Origin of the sequence: Sanguibacter sp. 25GB23B1, assembly GCF_040012415.1 — a bacterium.
Lineage (GTDB): Bacteria > Actinomycetota > Actinomycetes > Actinomycetales > Cellulomonadaceae > Sanguibacter.
This window is the reverse complement of sequence record NZ_JBDYKL010000022.1, coordinates 1-18,763: the sequence shown is the minus strand read 5'-3', so window position 1 is coordinate 18,763 and position 18,763 is coordinate 1. Positions and strand designations below refer to the sequence as shown.

At 70.3% G+C, this 18,763-nt stretch carries 18 protein-coding genes; 16 read left to right on the top strand and 2 right to left on the bottom strand.

Annotation, left to right across the window (positions count from 1 at the left end):
• Window positions 1–137: 137 nt before the first annotated feature.
• Genes ABKW26_RS12760 through ABKW26_RS12740 form a run of 5 tightly spaced genes read left to right on the top strand, consistent with a single transcriptional unit; the run spans window position 138 to window position 5,402 of the window.
• Window positions 138–1,373 carry a branched-chain amino acid ABC transporter substrate-binding protein gene (locus ABKW26_RS12760; RefSeq protein ID WP_348594148.1) on the top strand — a complete coding sequence of 412 codons (1,236 nt, stop codon included), beginning with the start codon at window positions 138–140 and terminating at the stop codon, window positions 1,371–1,373.
• A gap of 49 nt (window positions 1,374–1,422) precedes the next feature.
• Window positions 1,423–2,460: a branched-chain amino acid ABC transporter permease gene (locus ABKW26_RS12755; protein ID WP_348594147.1), complete on the top strand. Its 1,038-nt coding sequence runs from the start codon at window positions 1,423–1,425 to the stop codon at window positions 2,458–2,460.
• Window positions 2,457–3,698: a branched-chain amino acid ABC transporter permease gene (locus ABKW26_RS12750; RefSeq protein WP_348594146.1), complete on the top strand. Its 1,242-nt coding sequence runs from the start codon at window positions 2,457–2,459 to the stop codon at window positions 3,696–3,698. Before ABKW26_RS12755 ends, ABKW26_RS12750 begins: the two co-directional genes overlap by 4 nt.
• On the top strand, window positions 3,695–4,696 hold the full coding sequence (locus ABKW26_RS12745; RefSeq protein WP_348594145.1) for an ABC transporter ATP-binding protein: 1,002 nt from the start codon (window positions 3,695–3,697) through the stop codon (window positions 4,694–4,696). The genes ABKW26_RS12750 and ABKW26_RS12745 overlap by 4 nt, the downstream gene beginning before the upstream one ends.
• Entirely contained in the window at window positions 4,683–5,402 is a 720-nt protein-coding gene (locus ABKW26_RS12740; RefSeq protein WP_348594144.1) for an ABC transporter ATP-binding protein, read from the top strand. The genes ABKW26_RS12745 and ABKW26_RS12740 overlap by 14 nt, the downstream gene beginning before the upstream one ends.
• Window positions 5,403–5,408: 6 nt before the next feature.
• Here the strand turns inward: ABKW26_RS12740 and ABKW26_RS12735 are convergent, their stop codons facing one another.
• Together ABKW26_RS12735 and ABKW26_RS12730 are read right to left on the bottom strand one after the other, a co-directional pair.
• Window positions 5,409–6,101 carry an MBL fold metallo-hydrolase gene (locus tag ABKW26_RS12735; RefSeq protein WP_348594143.1) on the bottom strand — a complete coding sequence of 231 codons (693 nt, stop codon included), beginning with the start codon at window positions 6,099–6,101 and terminating at the stop codon, window positions 5,409–5,411.
• The gene (locus ABKW26_RS12730; protein ID WP_348594142.1) at window positions 6,098–7,192 is read right to left on the bottom strand and encodes an S-(hydroxymethyl)mycothiol dehydrogenase; all 1,095 of its coding nucleotides are present in this window, start codon (window positions 7,190–7,192) and stop codon (window positions 6,098–6,100) included. Before ABKW26_RS12730 ends, ABKW26_RS12735 begins: the two co-directional genes overlap by 4 nt.
• Before the next feature lie 189 nt (window positions 7,193–7,381).
• On the opposite strand from ABKW26_RS12730, the gene recQ reads away from it, so the two are divergent.
• From recQ to ABKW26_RS12675, 11 genes are all read left to right on the top strand, one after another.
• Entirely contained in the window at window positions 7,382–9,229 is a 1,848-nt protein-coding gene (gene recQ, locus ABKW26_RS12725) for a DNA helicase RecQ (RefSeq protein WP_348594191.1), read from the top strand.
• 96 nt (window positions 9,230–9,325) lie between these two features.
• A complete protein-coding gene (locus ABKW26_RS12720; RefSeq protein WP_348594190.1) occupies window positions 9,326–10,432 on the top strand; it encodes a glutamate--cysteine ligase in 1,107 nt (368 codons plus the stop codon).
• Between the two features lie 96 nt (window positions 10,433–10,528).
• Window positions 10,529–11,212 (top strand): GPP34 family phosphoprotein, encoded by a 684-nt coding sequence (locus ABKW26_RS12715; protein ID WP_348594141.1) that lies wholly within the window; start codon window positions 10,529–10,531, stop codon window positions 11,210–11,212.
• Window positions 11,209–11,895, top strand: coding sequence for a pyridoxal 5'-phosphate synthase (locus tag ABKW26_RS12710; protein ID WP_348594140.1), 687 nt, complete (start codon window positions 11,209–11,211; stop codon window positions 11,893–11,895). Before ABKW26_RS12715 ends, ABKW26_RS12710 begins: the two co-directional genes overlap by 4 nt.
• Window positions 11,892–12,659 carry a maleylpyruvate isomerase family mycothiol-dependent enzyme gene (locus ABKW26_RS12705; protein ID WP_348594139.1) on the top strand — a complete coding sequence of 256 codons (768 nt, stop codon included), beginning with the start codon at window positions 11,892–11,894 and terminating at the stop codon, window positions 12,657–12,659. The genes ABKW26_RS12710 and ABKW26_RS12705 overlap by 4 nt, the downstream gene beginning before the upstream one ends.
• 51 nt (window positions 12,660–12,710) lie before the next feature.
• Entirely contained in the window at window positions 12,711–13,274 is a 564-nt protein-coding gene (locus ABKW26_RS12700) for a hypothetical protein (protein ID WP_348594138.1), read from the top strand.
• Between the two features lie 92 nt (window positions 13,275–13,366).
• The gene (locus ABKW26_RS12695) at window positions 13,367–13,999 is read left to right on the top strand and encodes a DUF6318 family protein (RefSeq protein WP_348594137.1); all 633 of its coding nucleotides are present in this window, start codon (window positions 13,367–13,369) and stop codon (window positions 13,997–13,999) included.
• Between the two features lie 119 nt (window positions 14,000–14,118).
• Complete coding sequence (locus ABKW26_RS12690) at window positions 14,119–14,892, top strand: PKD domain-containing protein (protein WP_348594136.1); 774 nt, start codon at window positions 14,119–14,121, stop codon at window positions 14,890–14,892.
• 88 nt (window positions 14,893–14,980) lie between these two features.
• A complete protein-coding gene (locus tag ABKW26_RS12685) occupies window positions 14,981–15,907 on the top strand; it encodes a rhodanese-like domain-containing protein (protein ID WP_348594135.1) in 927 nt (308 codons plus the stop codon).
• 2 nt (window positions 15,908–15,909) lie between these two features.
• Entirely contained in the window at window positions 15,910–16,509 is a 600-nt protein-coding gene (locus tag ABKW26_RS12680) for a YdeI/OmpD-associated family protein (RefSeq protein ID WP_348594134.1), read from the top strand.
• Between the two features lie 362 nt (window positions 16,510–16,871).
• Entirely contained in the window at window positions 16,872–18,704 is a 1,833-nt protein-coding gene (locus ABKW26_RS12675; protein WP_348594133.1) for a DUF2075 domain-containing protein, read from the top strand.
• The last annotated feature ends 59 nt before the right edge of the window (window positions 18,705–18,763 follow it).

The window sequence follows — 18,763 nt, the reverse complement described above, 5'->3', positions numbered from 1 at the left end:
AGTCGCGATTGTTCTGTGACCTGGAACACTCTCTGGTGCTGTAACTTGTGGGAAACGTCACCCGCATACCACCGAAACCCCCCGCTGCCACGCTCTGGGCACCGCGGGCGGCAGGCCCCTATCACCGGAGGTTCCGAATGCGTTCTCAGACACGTCGTAGGTCGAGCGCTCTCGCTCTCGCCCTCGCAACGACACTCGTCGTCGCAGGTTGCAGTCAGAAAGAGGCAGGCGACACGGGCGACGACGCCACCGGCAGCACGAGCGCGGCAGCCGACCTGTCGATCGTCCCGGCCGTCCAGATCGACGTGACCGGCGCCGAGGTCGAGGCCGGCGAGGCGATGGAGCCCGCCGACCCCGCAGGTGACGGGTCCGCGACGTGCGCCGGCGTCTCGATCGCCATGGCGGGCGCCCTCACCGGACCGAACGCCGCGCTCGGCCAGAACATCCTCTACGGCGCCCAGGTCGCGCTCGAGAAGCACAACGAGGCCAACGCGGGCTGCCAGGTCGAGCTGAAGTCCTTCGACACCGAGGGCGACCCGCAGAAGGCCACCCAGGTGGCACCGCAGATCGTCGGCGACGCGAGCGTCCTCGGCCTCCTCGGCCCGGCGTTCTCGGGCGAGACGAACGCCACCGGCTCGATCTTCAACCAGGCCGGTCTCCTCACGCTGACCGCCTCGGCCACGAACCCCGACCTCACGTCCAACGGCTGGGGCACCTTCTACCGCGGTCTCGCCAACGACGCGATCCAGGGCCCTGCCGTCGCGAAGTACCTCGTCGACACGCTCGGCTACGAGAAGGTCTGCGTCGTCGCGGACAACTCCGACTACGGCATCGGCCTCGCCGAGCAGATTAACGAGGGCCTCGGAGACGCGGCCGACTCGTCCTGCGCCGCCGAGGTCAAGACCGGTGACAAGGACTTCGCCGCGACCGTCCAGATCATCAACGGCGCCGACGCGGACGCCGTGTTCTACGCCGGCTACTACGCCGAGGCCGCACCGTTCGTGCAGCAGCTGCGGGACGGTGGCGTCGAGATCCCGTTCGTCTCCGCGGACGGCGTCAACGACCCGCAGTTCGTCTCCCAGGCAGGCTCCGCCGCCGAGGGTGCCGTCCTCTCCTGCCCCTGCGGTCCGGCGCCTGAGGAGTTCGCCGCCGAGTACGAGGCGAGCGCGGGCCAGGCTCCTGGCGTCTACTCCACCGAGGGCTACGACCTCATGACGATCATGCTCCTCGGCATCGACTCGGGCGTCACGGACCGTGCCGGTCTCGTCGAGTTCGTCAAGAGCTACGAGGGCTCGGGCCTCGCCCGCAGCTACAAGTGGGACGAGGTCGGCGAGCTCGAGTCCGCGCTCATCTGGATGTACAACGTCGAGTAGCACGTCTCCGGTACGACACGACCAGTAGCCGGAGAAGGAGAACAACAACATGTCAGGTGGGCTCATCCACGCCATGGTGGTGGCCGAACCCCTCATCGGGTTCGACATCGCAGCGCTAGCACGAAACTTCTGGGCCTTGACCGTGGATGGGCTCACCTACGGCGCCGTGTACGCACTGGTCGCCGTCGGGTACACCCTCGTGTACGGCGTCCTGCGGCTCATCAACTTCGCACACTCCGAAGTCTTCATGATCGGGATGTTCGGGCAGTACGCCGTGCTCATGCTGCTCGGGTTCGGCCCGAGCGGCAACGCCTACGACCTCGGCATCGCGATGACCGTGGTCTACCTCGTCATCGCCCTCGTCGGGGGCATGGCCATCTCCGGTGGGGTGGCGGTCGGCCTCGAACGCGTGGCCTACCGCCCCCTGCGGAAGCGGGGCGCACAGCCGCTCGTCTTCCTCATCACCGCGATCGGGGCATCGTTCGTCCTGCAGGAGTTCGTGCACTTCGTCCTCCCGCGACTCACGGGCGACACCCTCGGTGGGGTCAACGCCCAGCAGCCCATCCGGCTGGTGGTCCCGGAGACCCAGTTCACGCTCTTCACCGCGAACGTCACGAACGTGACGATCATCATCATCGTCTCGGCGCTCGTGCTCGCCCTCGCGACGGACATGTTCATCAACCGGACGAAGTTCGGTCGAGGGATCCGCGCCGTCGCCCAGGACCCCGTGACCGCGACCCTCATGGGAGTCTCGCGTGAGCGGATCATCGTCCTGACCTTCCTCATCGGTGGGCTGCTCGCCGGAGCTGCGGCGCTGCTCTACTCGTTGCGCGTCCCGAACGGGATCATCTACTCGGGTGGCTTCATCCTCGGCATCAAGGCGTTCTGCGCCGCGGTGCTCGGCGGTATCGGCAACCTGCGTGGAGCACTGCTCGGTGGGCTGCTCCTCGGAGTCATGGAGAACTACGGCCAGGTGCTCTTCGGCACGGAGTGGCGGGACGTCGTGGCGTTCGTCCTCCTCATCCTCGTCCTCATGGTCCGACCCACAGGGATACTCGGCGAGTCGTTGGGGAGGTCGAGAGCATGAGCGAGACCCCGGTGACCTCGACACCCCCCGCCGAGAGCAGCAAGAAGCCCGGCGTCGCCGACCGTCCGCACGGAGGCGTGGGCGACGCGATGCGGTTGTGGTGGGACGCGCTCCCACGCCCGACCCAGTGGGTGGTGGGCTTCCCGCTCATCATCTTCATCGCGCTGCTGCCCATCCTCAACCTCCCCGTCCTCACGACCGTCGGTACCAACTTCGGTGCCGTCATGGCGCAGTTCGGCATGTACGCCCTCATCGCGATCGGCCTCAACGTCGTCGTGGGTCAGGCCGGTCTCCTCGACCTCGGCTACATCGGCTTCTACGCCGTCGGTGCCTACACGGTCGCGATCCTCACGAGCCCGTCGAGCCCGTGGAACCAGACCGGCGACGAGGGCTGGCTCTCCCGCGACTGGGCGTGGCTCGCCGCCCTCCCTGTCGCCGTGGCCATCACCGCGATCTCCGGCCTCATCATCGGGTCTCCGACGCTGCGGCTCCGCGGCGACTACCTCGCCATCGTCACCCTCGGCTTCGGTGAGATCGTCCGACTGCTCGCCGACAACCTCGACGAGGTCACCGGCGGCGGTCGTGGACTGTCCCAGGTGGCCTACCCGCGGGTCGGCATCAGCGAGGAGAACACGAACGGCATCTTCTCCGCCGGAGCATCCTCCGGGACGCTCAACTCCGGGGTGTGGTGGTACTGGCTGAGCATCGTCCTCATCCTCATCACCCTCGTCTTCGTCGGGAACCTCGAACGCTCCCGGGTCGGCCGCTCCTGGGTCGCGATCCGCGAGGACGAGGACGCCGCCGAGATCATGGGCGTGCCGACCTTCCGCTTCAAGCTCTGGGCGTTCGTCATCGGCGCATCGATCGGCGGCATGTCCGGGGCGCTCTACGCGGGCCAGGTGCAGTTCGTGAACCCCACGAACTTCAACGTCATCAACTCCGTGCTCTTCCTCTGCGCCGTCGTCCTCGGTGGTCAGGGCAACAAGCTCGGGGTCATCCTCGGCGCGTTCCTCATCGTCTACCTGCCGAACTTCTTCCTCGGCCGCACCGAGCTCTTCGGCATCCCCATCAACGGGACGGAGATCGCCGAGTTCCGCTACCTCTTCTTCGGCGTCGCGCTCATGGTCCTCATGGTCTTCCGGCCGCAAGGACTCATCCCCGTGCGGCAGAAGCTCCTCACGTACGGGCGCGAGCTCTACGTCACCGCACGTCGCACAGCACGGAAGGACGCCGCATGAGCAGGCACGACCCCGGCGGCATGGGCGCCGGCGCTGAGCACGGCGAGCCGTTCCGCGCGACCGAGACGAGCTTCGACACAGGTCCGCGCGAGACCGAGATGCCCGGTGGCGGGGTCGACGAACCGGCATCCGTCGACGTCGCCGACGTCCACCCGGAGCTTGCCGACCCGACCGTCGTCGCCGAGATGGTCGCCCCGACCCGCTCGGTCCACGCCGAGGTGGGCGAGCCGCTCCTGCAGATGCAGGACGTCACGCTGAAGTTCGGCGGGCTCACCGCGCTCGACTCGGTGACGTTCGACATCCGGCGCGGCGAGATCCTCGGGCTCATCGGCCCCAACGGTGCCGGGAAGACGACATGCTTCAACGCGATGACCGGCGTGTACCGGCCCACGTCGGGCGACGTCCTCTTCGACGGCGTCGCGCTCGGGAGCCGCAAGCGGCACCAGATCACCCAGATGGGGATCGCGCGCACGTTCCAGAACATCCGTCTCTTCAACGAGATGACGGCTCTCGAGAACGTCGTCGTCGGCACGGACGCCCGTCACCGCACGTCCGTGCCAGGGGCGCTCTTCCGGTCGCCTCGCCACCGGCACGAGGAGCGGGAGGGCATGGACCGCGCGATGGCCCTGCTCGAGTTCGTCGGAGTGGGCGGGCGGGCGACCGACAAGGCACGCAACCTCTCCTACGGCGACCAGCGCCGCCTCGAGATCGCTCGCGCTCTCGCGACGGAGCCCAAGCTCCTCTGCCTCGACGAGCCCGCGGCAGGCTTCAACCCGGCGGAGAAGGAGTCCCTCATGGACCTCATCCGTCAGATCCGGGACGACGGCTACACGGTCCTGCTCATCGAGCACGACATGCGGCTCGTGCGCGGGGTGACGGACAGGATCGTCGTCCTCGAGTTCGGCCGCGTGATCGCCGACGGCACACCGGAAGAGGTCACCACCGACCCGGCCGTGATCGCCGCCTACCTGGGGGTTCCCGACGATGCCACTGCTTGAGATCACCGACATGACGGTCGCCTACGGGCGCATCGAGGCCATCCACGGCATCTCGCTCACGGTCGAGGACGGTGAGCTCGTCACGCTCATCGGTGCCAACGGCGCCGGGAAGACGACGACGATGCGCGCCATCTCGGGTGTCCACCCGCTCGCGCGCGGCTCGATCGTCTTCGACGGGCAGGACGTCACGCGGATGAAGCCGCACCTGCGCGTCAGCGAGGGCATCATCCAGGTGCCCGAGGGGCGCGGGGTCTTCGCGGGGATGACCGTCATGGAGAACCTCGAGATGGGGTGCTTCGCGCGGACGTTCGACTCGAAGGCCGAGCACGACGAGACGCTCGAGCGCGTCTTCACGTTCTTCCCCCGGCTCGCTGAGCGGCGCACGCAGGTGGGCGGCACGATGTCGGGTGGCGAGCAGCAGATGCTCGCGATCGGCCGCGCTCTCATGGCGCGCCCGCGGCTCCTGCTCCTCGACGAGCCCTCGATGGGTCTCGCGCCGATGATCATCCAGCAGATCTTCCGGATCATCTCCGAGATCAACAAGCAGGGCACCACGGTCCTGCTCGTCGAGCAGAACGCGCAGCAGGCGTTGTCCCGCTCCGACCGCGCCTACGTCCTCGAGACCGGGTCGGTCGTGCGGACCGGCCCCGGGAAGGTGCTCCTCGCCGACCCGGCGATCAAGGACGCCTACCTCGGAGTCGCCTGAGCCGAGTCAGTGACCGCGCGCGATCCACTCCTGGAGGTGGGGCGCCTCGGCGTCCACCGTCGTGGACGGCCCGTGGCCGGGGTTGACGCGCGTCCCGGTCGGGAGCGTGAGCAGCCGCGTCCGGATGGAGACGATGATCGTCGGGAAGTCGCTGAAGCTGCGCCCGGTCGCGCCCGGGCCACCGGCGAAGAGGGTGTCGCCCGTGAACACGGTCTCGAGCTCGGGGGAGAACAGGCTCACCGAGCCGGGGGAGTGCCCCGGGGTGTGCAGGACGTGCAGGGTGATGCCCGCGACCGGGACGATCTGACGGTCGACGAGGTCGAGCGTCGGGACGTCGGTGCCGTGCGTCATCTCCCACAGCTCACGGTCGGCGGGGTGGAGCCACAGCGGTGCGTCGAGCCGCTCGGCGAGCTCGGGCGCGAACCGCACGTGGTCGTCGTGCGCGTGGGTGGCGACGATGCCGACGACGCGTCGGCCGCGCACGGCCTCGACGATCGCGTCGACGTCGTGCGGTGCGTCGACGACGAGGACCTCCTCGTCGTCACCGACGAGCCACACGTTGTTGTCCACGTCGAACGTGCGTCCGTCGAGGGAGAAGGTCCCCGAGGTGGACAGGTGCTCGATGCGGGCGCGGGGCGAGGGCGTCTGCGTGTCGGACACGGACGCGGTCTCGGGCGAGGTGTTCTCGGACGTGCTCATAGGACGACCACCGATCGTAGGACGTTGCCGGCTTTCATGGTGCTGAACGCCTCTTCGACGTCCGTGAGACCGATGCGCTCCGACACGAAGGCGTCGAGGGGCAGGCGGCCCTGGGTGTACATCTCCAGGAGTGCGGGGAAGTCGCGCTCGGGAAGGCAGTCGCCGTACCAGGAGGACTTGAGAGCCCCGCCCCGGCCGAACACGTCGGCGAGCGGGACGTCGAGCATCATCTCCGGCGTGGGGACGCCGACGAGCACGACGGTGCCCGCGAGGTCGCGGCCGTAGAAGGCCTGCTTCCACGTCTCGGGGCGACCGACCGCGTCGATGACGACGTCCGCGCCGAACCCGTCCGTGAGGGCCGCGATGGCGGCGACGACGCCGTCCTGGTCGAGCCCGCTCGAGTTGATGGTGTGGGTCGCGCCGACCGACCTCGCCCACTCGAGCTTGCGGTCGTCGAGGTCGATCGCGATGACCCGCCGGGCGCCGGCGAGGTCCGCGCCGGCGACGGCCGCGCACCCCACGCCACCGCAGCCGATGACGGCGACCGTGTCGCCGCGGCGGACGGGCGCCGTGTTCACGGCCGCCCCGATGCCGGCCATGACGCCGCAGCCGAGGAGACCGGCGACAGCCGGGTCGACACCCGGGTCGACCTTCGTCGCCTGGCCGGCGGCGACGAGCGTCTTCTCGGCGAACGCCCCGATGCCCAGCGCAGGGCTGAGGGGCGTGCCGTCGGTGAGCGTCATCTTCTGCGTCGCGTTGTGCGTGGCGAAGCAGTACTGCGGTCGGCCGCGCCGGCAGGCACGGCACTGCCCGCAGACGGCACGCCAGTTGAGGACGACGGTGTCGCCGACGGCGACGTGCGTCACGTCCTCCCCGATCGCAGCGACCGTCCCGGCAGCCTCGTGGCCGAGCAGGAACGGGTACTCGTCGGTGATGCCGCCCTCGCGGTAGTGCAGGTCCGTGTGGCACACGCCGCACGCGGCGACGTCGACGACGACCTCGCCCGGTCCGGGGTCGGGGACGACGATCTGGGTGAGCTCGACCGGGGCGCCCTTGCTCAGGGCGACGACGGCGTTGACTGTCCAGGGCACAGGGGCTCCTCCGTGGTTTCAGGGACTCCTGCCAGGTTACGTGGTCCCGATGGTTCGTGGGGAACGGAGGCCTGTGGAGAATCGTGGCACGTGAGCGACCGCGTGGGCCGCTCGACCTACAGTGGGGACGTGATCGAACCCGTGCTGGACGTCCCCCGCCCCGTGACCGACGAGCCCGCCGGCCCAGCCGTGCCGGTCGCTGCCGACGGTGCCGCGCTCGAGGTGCTGCGGCGCGTGTTCGGGTACGACGCGTTCCGCGGCGACCAGGCCGAGATCATCGACACGGTCGTCGCCGGTGGTGACGCGCTCGTGCTCATGCCCACCGGTGGCGGCAAGTCGCTGTGCTACCAGGTGCCCGCCCTCGTGCGACCAGGTGTGGGCGTCGTCGTCTCCCCGCTCATCGCCCTCATGCAGGACCAGGTCGACGCCCTGTCCGCGCTCGGCGTCCGGGCAGGGTTCCTCAACTCGACGCAGGACTACCGGGAACGACGACGCGTGGAGGAGGCCTTCGTCTCCGGCGACCTCGACCTGCTCTACCTCGCACCCGAGCGGCTGCGCGTCCCCGAGACCCTCGCGCTCCTCGACCGCGGGACGATCGCCCTGTTCGCGATCGACGAGGCGCACTGCGTCTCGCAGTGGGGGCACGACTTCCGCCCCGACTACCTGCAGCTGTCGGTGCTGCACGAGCGCTGGCCGACCGTGCCGCGCATCGCGCTCACCGCGACCGCCACCGAGACGACCCACGGGGAGATCGCCCGACGGCTGCAGCTCGTCGAGGCCAGGCACTTCGTCGCGAGCTTCGACCGGCCGAACATCCGCTACCGGATCGCGCCGAAGAACAGCCCCCGCACCCAGCTCGTCGACCTCCTGCGCTCCGAGCACCCTGGCGACGCGGGCATCGTCTACTGCCTGTCGCGCAAGTCCGTCGAGCAGACCGCCGAGCATCTCGTAGCCCAGGGCATCTCGGCGCTGCCGTACCACGCAGGTCTCGACTCCCGGGTGCGGGCAGCGAACCAGTCGCGCTTCCTGCGCGAGGACGGTCTCGTCATGGTCGCCACCATCGCGTTCGGCATGGGCATCGACAAGCCCGACGTCCGGTTCGTCGTCCACCTCGACCTGCCCAAGTCCGTCGAGGGCTACTACCAGGAGACCGGTCGCGCGGGCCGCGACGGACTGCCCGCCACAGCGTGGCTCGCCTACGGTCTCCAGGACGTGGTGCAGCAGCGTCGGATGATCGACACGTCCGAGGGTGACGCCGCGCACCGGCGCACGCTCTCCGCGCACCTCGACGCCATGCTCAGCCTCTGCGAGACCGTCGAGTGCCGCCGCGTGCAGCTCCTCGCCTACTTCGGTCAGGAGAGCGCGGCGTGCGGCAACTGCGACACGTGTCTCGCACCGCCGGAGACGTGGGACGGGACGGTCGCCGCGCAGAAGCTGCTCTCGACCGTCGTGCGTCTCGAGCGCGAGCGCGGTCAGCGCTACGGGGCCGGGCACCTCGTCGACATCCTCCTCGGCAAGGAGACGCCGCGCGTCACCCAGCTGGGCCACACGTCGCTGAGCACCTTCGGCATCGGTGCGGACCTCTCCGACGGCGAGTGGCGGGCCGTCGTGCGCCAGCTGCTCGCCCGCGGCCTCCTCGGCGTCGACGGGGACGGTTTCGGCACCCTCGGGCTCACCGAGGCGAGCGCCGAGGTCCTGTCCGGTGCCCGGCCCGTGCTCCTCCGCCGCGAGGCGCCGAAGGCTCCCCGGAGCCGGACGGCCAGAGGATCCGGTGGCGGCAAGGTCCGCGCGGCCGCCGTCGACCTCGACGAGACCGCAGCGTCCGCCTTCGAGAAGCTCCGTGCGTGGCGCGGCGCCACCGCCAAGGAGCAGGGGGTGCCGGCATACGTCGTCTTCCACGACGCGACCCTGCGTGACATCGCGGTGCTGCGCCCGTCCTCTCTCGACGAGCTGTCGACCGTCGGTGGCGTCGGAGCGGCCAAGCTCGAGAAGTTCGGGCCCGGGGTCCTCGAGGCCCTAGGCCACACGGCTTCCTGACGCACGGCCGCTCGACGCGGAGCCGACCACCGCGCACGCTCGTGCGCTGCGCGTGCGCAGCCCGACCGCAGGCACCACACTGAGCGCGTGCGCACCATGGGGGTCGAGGAGGAGTACCTGCTGGTCGGGTCCGAAGGGCACCCGATGGCGCGAGCCCGCGCGCTGCTCGACGCCGCCGAGAGCGCCGGCGCCACGAGCGACGGACCACCCGGTGCGGGCAGCCCGGGCGGCGACCTCGAGGCAGAGCTCAAGCTGCAGCAGATCGAGACAGGGACGCATCCCTGCACCGACCTCACCGATCTCACCACCCAGGTGCGCGACGGCCGTCGGCGTGCACAGCGTGCAGCCGAACGCGTGGACGCCCGCGTCGTCGCGCTGGCCACCTCGCCGCTGCACGTCGTCGCCGAGCCCACGCCCTCGCCGCGCTACCTCGAGATCAACCGACAGTTCGGTCTCACCGCACGCGAGCAGCTGACGTGCGGGTGCCACGTCCACGTCAGTGTCGACGACGACGACGAGGGCGTCGCCGTCCTCGACCGGATCGGCCCGTGGCTCCCACCGCTCCTCGCGCTCAGCGGCAACTCCCCGTTCTGGCAGCAGGAGGACAGCGGGTACGCGAGCTTCCGCTCCCAGGTGTGGAACCGCTGGCCCACCGCCGGTCCCGCCGCACGCTTCGGCTCCGCGGACGCCTACCACCAGACCGTCCAGGACCTCATCGACACCGGCGCGATCCTCGACGCCGGGATGATCTACTTCGACGCCCGCCTCTCTGCGCGCTACCCGACCGTCGAGGTCCGGGTCGCCGACGTGTGCCTGCGACCCGACGACGCCGCCCTCCTCGCCGCGCTCGTGCGTGGACTCGTCGAGACCGCCGCCCGTCAGGCCGCCGACGGAGACGCTGCGCCCGACATCCGCGTCGAGCAGCTGCGTGCGGCGAGCTGGCGCGCCGGCCGGTCCGGGCTGCGCGGCGACCTCGTGAGCCCCACCACCTTCCGCCCCGTGCCCGCGCGCGTGGTGGTCGACGAGCTCGTCGACCACGTCGCGCCCGCGCTCGCGGACACCGGGGACCTCGACCTCGTCCACCAGATGCTCGACCGCGTCTGGGTGCGCGGCAACGGCGCAGACGCGCAGCGAGCCTGGTTCGCGCACGACGGCGACCTCGAGAAGGTCGTCGCGCGCGCCGTCGAGGCGACGCACTCCTGATCTGCGTCGGTGGACTGCCCGTCCGGCGCGCTCCCGCCGCCGCAGGCAGCTCGTGGCCGTCTCGTCGACGTTGCCGCCGCGACCTAGAGTGAACGCATGATCCTTGCCGAAGAGGTCGCGCTCCTGCTCATCCACGACATCTCGGGGAAGGCCGTCGTCGACTCGACCCGGCTGGACCTGGCGCTCGCAGGGTCGGTGCTGCTCGATCTCGTGGCGTCGGGCCGGGTGGACGTGTCGGGGCCGGGAGAGCCGGTCAAGGCTGGTCGGCTCGTGGTGCGCGACCCGCGTCCGACCGGCGACCCGCTCCTCGACGAGGCCCTTCGCCGGATCGCGGTGGGGAAGCCCCGCACGCCCGAGAGCACGCTGCCGGACCTGCGCAAGGGTCTGCGTGACGAGGTCCTTGCTCGTCTCGTCCGGCAGGGCTTCCTGCGCTTCGAGGAGCGGCGGACCTTCGGTGTCTTCCGCGTCCGCTCGTGGCCGTCCACCGGCACCGGGGTGGAGCGGTCGCTGCGCACCGGTCTCTACGAGGTCCTCGTCAACGGGCGGGGTGCGACCCCGCGCGAGGCGGCTCTCATCAGCATGCTGCACGCGGTCGACCGGGTGCCCAAGGTGCTCGGTGACGTCGGGCTGCCCGCGGGCGAGCTGCGCCGGCGCGCCAAGGCCGCGAGCGACGGCGGACTCGCGGACAAGGCCGTGCGGCGCGCGATCGACGCGGTGAACGCAGCCCTCCTGGTCGTGCTCACCACGACTACCGTCGCGGGTGCGGCGAGCAGCTCGTGACGTCGGACGTCCCGGCGCTGCGTGCCCGGTTGCGTGCGCTCCCGGTCTTTCCTGAGACTGTTCCCACCTTCGACGTCGGCACCGCTCCAGCCGACCCGGTGGAGCTCTTCGTCGCTTGGCTCGACGAGGCCGTCGACGCGGGACAGCCCGCACCGCATGCACCCGTCCTCTCGACGAGCGGAGCCACGGGAGACGTCGCGGCGCGGACGCTCGCGCTCAAGGACGTCGACTCCCACGGCTGGTGGTTCGCGACGCACGCGACCAGCCCCAAGGGACGGGACCTCGCCGAGAACGCCGCGGCGGCGATGACGTTCTTCTGGCCCGTCGTGGGGCGCCAGGTGCGGGTCGCCGGTCGCGTCGAGCGTCTCGGCCCAGACGAGGTCGCCCGCGACTTCCTCGCGCGCCGGCCGGCGGCGCGCGCCGCGACGCTCGTCGGACGCCAGAGCCAGCCCCTCGCGTCTGCTGAGGACCACGCGCGGGCCCTCGCCGAGGCGCGCGCGCGGCTCGACGCCGACCCGCAGCTCGTCGACCCCGAGTGGGCCGTGTACGTCCTCGTCGCCGACCGCGTCGAGTTCTGGAACGCGTCCCACGACCGCGCCCACACCCGGCTGCTCTACACCCGCACCCGCTCGACCGACGTCCGTGACCGAGACCGTTGGACCCAGGAGACACTATGGCCATGAACCGCACCCCCGTCCCGGCCGAGGCCGAGCTGCCGGAGGCGGCCGCGCTCGCCGACATCGGTGAGCTCGAGGACCTCGTGCTGGAGGCCGTCGCACGGCTCGACGACGACGAGGTCCGGGCGCCGTCGATGCTCCCCGGATGGTCCCGCGGGCATGTCGTCGCGCACCTGACGAACCTCGCGACCGCGTTCACACGTCAGGCGGACCTCGCCGCACGGGGAGAGGTCGGCGAGGTGTACGACGGCGGGCCGGAAGGGCGCGACGCGGCGATCGAGGCCGCAGCGCCACGCAGCGCCGACGAGCACCTCGCCCACCTCGAGGCGGCCCTCGTGCGTCTCAGCGCCTCGTGGCCGGACCGCGCGGCCGGTTGGGACGCGGCGGTCGTCTATCGCTCCGGCACGCTCCGCACGATCCTCGACGCCTGGTGGCGCGAGCTCGCGATCCACGCGGTCGACCTCGACGCCGGCATCACGGCCGGCGCGTGGAGCCCTGAGCTCTGCACCCGGTTGTGGGCGTTCCTCTCCGAACGCCTGCCGACGGAACCCGCGCACGTCCTCGAGGGCGACGACACCGCCACGGACGAGGGGCCACCGGCGTCCGTGGGGCGCCACGTGCGTCTCGTCGGTGCACGGCGAGACGTGCTCCTCTGGTTGGCCGGTCGTGCCCCGGTGGTCTCCCCGGTGGCGTTCCTCGACGACGTCGAGGTCCCTCTCCCCGAGCTGGGCCCGTGGCCAGGGCGTCCACCGGCGGCATCGTCCCGCTAGAGTTCGACGGCGCGCACCCCCAGCGCGAACCCGTCCTTTGGAGAGCTGTCAGTGAGCCTTGCCCAGATCGAACGATTCGCCGTCCGTCAGAAGATCACTCTCATGGTCAACCGGTACGCCATCCACGCGCTCGGACCGAACGACGAGCTCGGCCCGCTGCTCGCGGTCGCACAGCAGAAGCGCCTGGCGTTCAAGGAGCAGGTGACGTTCTACTCGGACGACTCCCGCTCGGTCCCTGTCTTCTCGTTCAAAGCACGTCAGGCCATCGACCTCGGGGCCACCTACGACGTGCTCGATGCGAGCGGCACGCCCATCGGCCTGTTCAGGAAGGACTTCAAGGCGTCGCTCCTGCGCTCCACCTGGTTCCTCGAGGCGGCCGGTATCGGCGCGCGCGGGGAGGAGCGCAGCGCGGCGCTCGCCATCATCCGGCGCTTCATCAACCTGCCTTTCACGTTCCACTTCGACTTCCACGACCCGGCCGGTGTGCCCGCGATGTTCGTCGAGCGCAAGTTCTCGCTCCGCGACCATTACACGGTCACCGTCCCTGGGGCACGGGTCGACGGTCGCGTCGCCGCAGCCATGGCTGTCGCGCTCGACGCGCTGCAGGGACGCTGAGCCGAGCGTCTGGTCGCGGACCGGCGCCGCGCGTCGTCCACAGGACGATGCGCGGCGCCGGTTCCACGCGTTCCAGACATTAGGGTCGGGGCATGACTGCTCGGATGATCACCTCGTGGCGCCGCTCGACCACCGCTCGCACGACCGCCCTCGTCCTCGGGGTCCTGCTCTGCGGGGGATGCACCGCGAGCGATGACGACGAGCCGGCACCCACGGTATCCTCGTCGGAGAGCGGCGAGACTGCCACGCCCGAGCCGAGCCCCGCCGAGATCCCGCCGTACGACGGGACCGCCGCGCCCCAGATGCCCGCCGACATGGCCAGCGACAGCCACCTCGGGGCGCGCGCGGCGGCGACGTACTTCCTGGATGTTCGGCACTGGGCGCTGACCTCGAATGATCCGACGGCGTTGGTGGAGATCTGTGATCGAGCGAGTGCGTTCTGCACCAGCTCGGTCGAGACGGTCGAGGCGAACGCCGTCGCCGGTGCGGTGGTTCAGGGCGGACGGTCGACCTTGACGATCGACTCGGTACTTCCACCCACGGATGAGTCGCCGTTCTTCGAGGTGCTCGGCACGCTCGACGAAGAGCCGATGACCAAGTCAGGACCGGGAGGCGAGGTCGTCTTCGCGACCGAGGGGCAGCTCGATGTGCCGTTCGTGGTCTTCCTGGAGCATCAGGCGGGCTCCGGTTGGATCGTCCGCGGTGCGGATGTCGACACACGATGAGGAGTGTGGCGTGGACAACCGGAGTCGTTATCGCGCTGGCCTTCACTGGCCTCCCTACCGCCTTCGCACTGCCGATCGTCGGGACGGGAGGGACGTGCAGCCTGGGCCAGGCAGAGACTGTGACCGGAACGGCATCGGGTGATCTCTTCACGCTCGGAAAGGTCCAGTCGAAGGCGCGGACTCCATGCCCGGAACCGGATCCCACCGGCCCGCGTGCGCAGGTCGTCGAGGTCGCCGATCCCTGCGTCCGACAGTTCGCGGGCGCGATCTCGACGAACCTGACCTGTGCCGGCGTGGCGGCGCAGAACGTCCCGGACTGCACGGGTGAGACGCCGACGATCGATCCGGCGGAAGCGGCGGCTGCCGAGGCCGCCGGTCTCGTGGCGGGCCCTCGCGTCGTCCGGGTCCTTGCGTGCCCGGAGATCGCTGAGGCTGTGCCGCTCCCCGTGACTGTGACGGTCGAGGAGTTCCGTGCCCTGCCTCTGACACCGTCGGCGATCTGGGTCGGTCCACCCGGCGGGTGGCTGCCGGTGAACATGGTCAACGTCGTCTACACCGACGGCGCGGCGCAGACGTTGCCGACGACAGTGCTCGGCCAGCCGGTCCTCGTGCGCGCGACCCCGACGTCTTTCGCGTGGGACTTCGGGGACGGCAGTGCGCCCCTCGTCACCACGGACCCGGGCAGACCCCACCCCGACCACACGGTGTCGAACACCTACGCCCGGGTCGGTGAGTACACGGTGATGATGACGACCACGTGGTCGGGGGAGTTCTCCGTCGACGGTGGGGCGACGTTCACGGCGATCGACGGCACAGCTGAGACGACGTCGACCGGCGACCCTCTCACGGTCACGGAGCTGCGCTCCTTCCTCGTCGACGGCACGGAGACGTGACGCCACGCGGACCGGTCTGTGGGGTGGCAGATCAGGGCGTCGGGGCGTTGACTGTCGGAAGCATCCGACTCCTCGAGAGGTGACCGTCGTGACCGACGAAGTCCAGCCCGTCCTGCTCCCTGCCCTCGTGCCGCCGACCGTCCTGCGGACAGCGATCGGATCGACGAACATCGCGATCCTCGACGCGACGACGTTCCTGCACACGACCACCGAGGGCGCGCCCTACACGGCGACGACCGGGTACGAGCAGTTCCTCGCTGAGCACATCCCGGGCGCCGTCTACGCGGACGTCACCGGTGAGCTGTCCGACCCGGATGCCGAGCAGCTCTTCACCGTCCCGTCGCCGGAGCGGTTCGCGCGTGCGGCCGAGGCGCTCGGCGTCGGGGACGAGACGCACGTCGTCGTCTACGACACGGCCGGCTCCGCGTGGGCGACCCGCGTGTGGTGGCTGTTCCGGCTCTTCGGGCACGACGCGGTCTCGGTCCTCGACGGTGGCCTTCGCGCGTGGAAGGACGCCGACTACCCGGTCGAGTCCGGGGAGGCGACCCCGCCCGAGGCGGAGGAGAAGCCCGTCTTCACGCCGGAGCTCCGCGAGCACCTCCTCGCCACGAAGGCGGAGATCGCGCGGTCACTCCCGGGAGCGGACGCCGCCGAGGGCGACGGTACGACGGCCGACGTCGTCATCAACGCGCTCGACCCGGCCACGTACGAGGGCACGCCGGACCTCAGCCCGTACAGCCGTCGCGGACGCATCCCCGGCAGCGTCAACCTCCCGCTCTTCACGCTCCTCGACCCCGAGACGGGACGCTTCCTGCCTACGAAGGACCTGACGACGAAGCTCCAGGAGCAGGGCATCCTCGACGCGCAGCGCGCCGTGACCTACTGCGGTGGCGGGATCGCCGCGACGCTGCCGGCCTTCGCGGCGTTCGTCGTCGCCGGGGTGGACGTCGCCGTCTACGACGGGTCGCTCAGCGAGTGGACCGCCGACGCGGACCTGCCGGTCGAGGTGGGCTGAGCGTGATCGAGCTTCCTGAGCTGCTCGTCCCGGACCGTCCAGCATGGCGCGCATGGCTCGACGAGAACGCCGCCACCGCGATCGGCGTCTGGCTCGTGCTGCACAAGAAGGGCGGCACCGTCACAGCGCTCACCTACGTCGACGCCGTCGAGGAGGCGCTGTGCTTCGGATGGATCGACGGCCAGGCCCGCTCACGGGACTCCGAGGCCTCGTTCCAACGGATGACCCCGCGCCGCAGCCGCAGCGTGTGGTCCGCGATCAATGTCGAACGCGCCGAGCGCCTCGAGCGTGAGGGAGCGATGACCGACGCCGGCCGCGCCCAGGTCGCCGCGGCCAAGGCCGACGGCCGGTGGGAGCGGGCCTATGCCGGCCCGGCGACGATCGAGGTCCCGCCGGACCTCACCGAGGCTCTCGCGGCGTCACCTGAGGCCCGAGCCTGGTTCGACGTCCTGACGTCGGGCAACCGCTTCGCCATCCTCGTCCGGATCCACGAAGCCAAGAGGCCCGAGACCCGTGCTCGTCGGATCGCGACCTTCGTCGACCAGCTGGCGCAGGGCGTGACGCCCTACCCGCAGAAGCGGAGGCCGGACGGGGTCGGATGATTGGACGGCGCTCGCTCACCGGTTCCTGCGTCCTGCGCGCCACGGCAAGGCCGCGTGACCTCGACGCCGAGGACGTTCGAGGGATCCTTGAGTGGATCGCGTCACGTGGAACGGGAGCGCCACAGGGCACGGTGACGGCATGGGTCGACCGGTCTGAAGACCCCTCGATCGACACGCTGTAGGTAGTCTCCTTCCCAGCGGTACCGACGGACTTCCTCGGCGCGCCCGGCTCCTGTGCCGGGCACTCGGGGAGATGTCCCCTCCGCACGTTCATTCGTGCTGCCCGGGGATGTGTTCTGTTGTCTGCTGTCCGTTTCAGCGCCGACTCGTTGGCGACCCTGTCCATCCATGATCCTTCCGCTGTGGAGAGGCACCTGGCGAGTCACTTCAGGGCCCTGGGCATCGGCGTGCCCGGCGCGGGTGAGGTGCGATCGTGGCGCAACTCGATCCCCGCACTGGTGCGGGACCTCTGCGATGCCGGTCTGGAGAAGACCGAGGTGATCCTCGAGCACAGGCTCCCGCTGTCCTCGAAGCGGACGGACGTCATCGTCGCGGGTGCCGACCCTCGGACGGGTGCTCCGTCCTACGTGGTCGTCGAGCTCAAGCAATGGAGCTCGGCCCGGAGGTGGGAGGACTCTGCAACGCTTGTCGACGTCGACGGTGCTCCGTACCGGCCCGTCCTGCACCCGAGCGTCCAGGTCGCTGGCTACGCCGACTACCTCCGTGATTTCGTGCGGGTCTTCGCCAACGGCACGACCAAGCTGCAAGGCCTCGCGTACCTGCACAACGCGACGGACATCGCGGTCGCAGACCTCTGGGACAACCCGGCGCTCGCGGACGCGCCGCTCTTCACGGGCCAGGAACGAGGCAAGCTCCACACTCACCTGCGGACCAGGCTCGCGCCTGGCGCGCCGGGGATCGAGGCCGCAGACCTCTTGTTGTCCTCGGCGATCGCACCGTCGAAGCAGCTGCTCACGGTGGCGGCCAAGGAGATCCAGGAGCGCGAGCAGTTCGTCCTGCTCGACGAGCAGCGCGTCGCCTATGAGCTGGTCCTGCGAGCGGTGGAGCATGCGCGGCGACAGGACACGAAGTCGGTGGTGGTCGTGTCCGGGGGCCCGGGTTCCGGCAAGTCGGTCATCGCCCTCTCGCTGCTCGGCGAGCTCGCGCGGCAGGGCCGCACGGTCATCCACGCGACCGGCTCGCGCAGCTTCACGCAGACGATGCGGCAGGTCGCCGGGAAGGGCTCGACGCGGACGAAGTCCCTGTTCAAGTACTTCAACTCGTTCATGGACGCTGAGCCCAACGGCCTCGACGTCGTCATCCTCGACGAGGCGCACCGCATCCGTGACACGTCGGTCAACCGCTACACGATCAAGGCGATCCGTGACCGTGCGCGCCCGCAGATCGAGGAGCTGCTCGCTGTGGCGCGAGTCCCCGTCTTCCTTCTCGACGAGCACCAGGTGGTCCGTCCCGGCGAGATGGGCACCCTCACCGAGATCGCGACCCACGCGGCTGAGCGGGGGCTCGCGGTGACGCACGTCGACCTCAAGGCGCAGTATCGAGCCGGCGGTTCGGATGCGTATCTCGACTGGGTGCAGCGACTGCTCGGTCTCACGCCCGGCGGACCAACACGGTGGGTCGACGAGGAGACGTTCGCCGTCGACGTCGTCGACTCTGTCGAGGAGATGGAAGGGCGGCTGCGGGCCTACCGCGATGCGGGCTTCAACGCTCGGATGACGGCGGGCTACTGCTGGCCATGGAGCGACCCGAGGTCTGACGGGAGCCTCGTCGACGACGTGGTCGTCGGCAGCTGGCGCAAACCGTGGAACCTCAAGGGGGAGCGGCGCGTCGGCGGCGCGCCGCCCGCGTCGCTCTGGGCCTCGGAAGCGGGCGGGTTCGAGCAGGTGGGCTGCGTCTACACGGCCCAGGGCTTCGAGTACTCGTGGAGCGGGGTGATCCTGGGGCCGGACCTCGTCTGGCGTGCAGCAGCGAGGGGCGGGGCCGGAGGGTGGGTGTCGCGACGCGAGTTCTCGAAGGACCCCGACTTCCGCTCGAAGACCAAGGTGTCCGACGCCGAGTTCGACCGTCTCGTCAGGCACGTCTACAAGGTGCTCCTCACCCGGGGGATGGTGGGGACGCTCCTGTACTCGACCGATGAGGAGACGCACGCGATGCTGGGAGCGATCGCGAGGTAGCAAGCGTGTGGTTCGACATCCTCGTGCGCTGCCGTGGGGGGGGGGGGGGGGGGGGGGGG

Bases quoted from the DNA above. Each gene is read 5' to 3' on its own strand.
- ABKW26_RS12750 (WP_348594146.1), top strand. From the start codon at position 2,457: ATGAGCGAGACCCCGGTGACCTCGACACCCCCCGCCGAGAGCAGCAAG.
- ABKW26_RS12740 (WP_348594144.1), top strand. From the start codon at position 4,683: ATGCCACTGCTTGAGATCACCGACATGACGGTCGCCTACGGGCGCATC.
- ABKW26_RS12745 (WP_348594145.1), top strand. From the start codon at position 3,695: ATGAGCAGGCACGACCCCGGCGGCATGGGCGCCGGCGCTGAGCACGGC.
- ABKW26_RS12720 (WP_348594190.1), top strand. From the start codon at position 9,326: ATGGGGGTCGAGGAGGAGTACCTGCTGGTCGGGTCCGAAGGGCACCCG.
- ABKW26_RS12705 (WP_348594139.1), top strand. From the start codon at position 11,892: ATGAACCGCACCCCCGTCCCGGCCGAGGCCGAGCTGCCGGAGGCGGCC.
- ABKW26_RS12760 (WP_348594148.1), top strand. From the start codon at position 138: ATGCGTTCTCAGACACGTCGTAGGTCGAGCGCTCTCGCTCTCGCCCTC.
- ABKW26_RS12715 (WP_348594141.1), top strand. From the start codon at position 10,529: ATGATCCTTGCCGAAGAGGTCGCGCTCCTGCTCATCCACGACATCTCG.
- ABKW26_RS12695 (WP_348594137.1), top strand. From the start codon at position 13,367: ATGACTGCTCGGATGATCACCTCGTGGCGCCGCTCGACCACCGCTCGC.
- ABKW26_RS12755 (WP_348594147.1), top strand. From the start codon at position 1,423: ATGTCAGGTGGGCTCATCCACGCCATGGTGGTGGCCGAACCCCTCATC.
- ABKW26_RS12735 (WP_348594143.1), bottom strand. From the start codon at position 6,101: ATGAGCACGTCCGAGAACACCTCGCCCGAGACCGCGTCCGTGTCCGAC.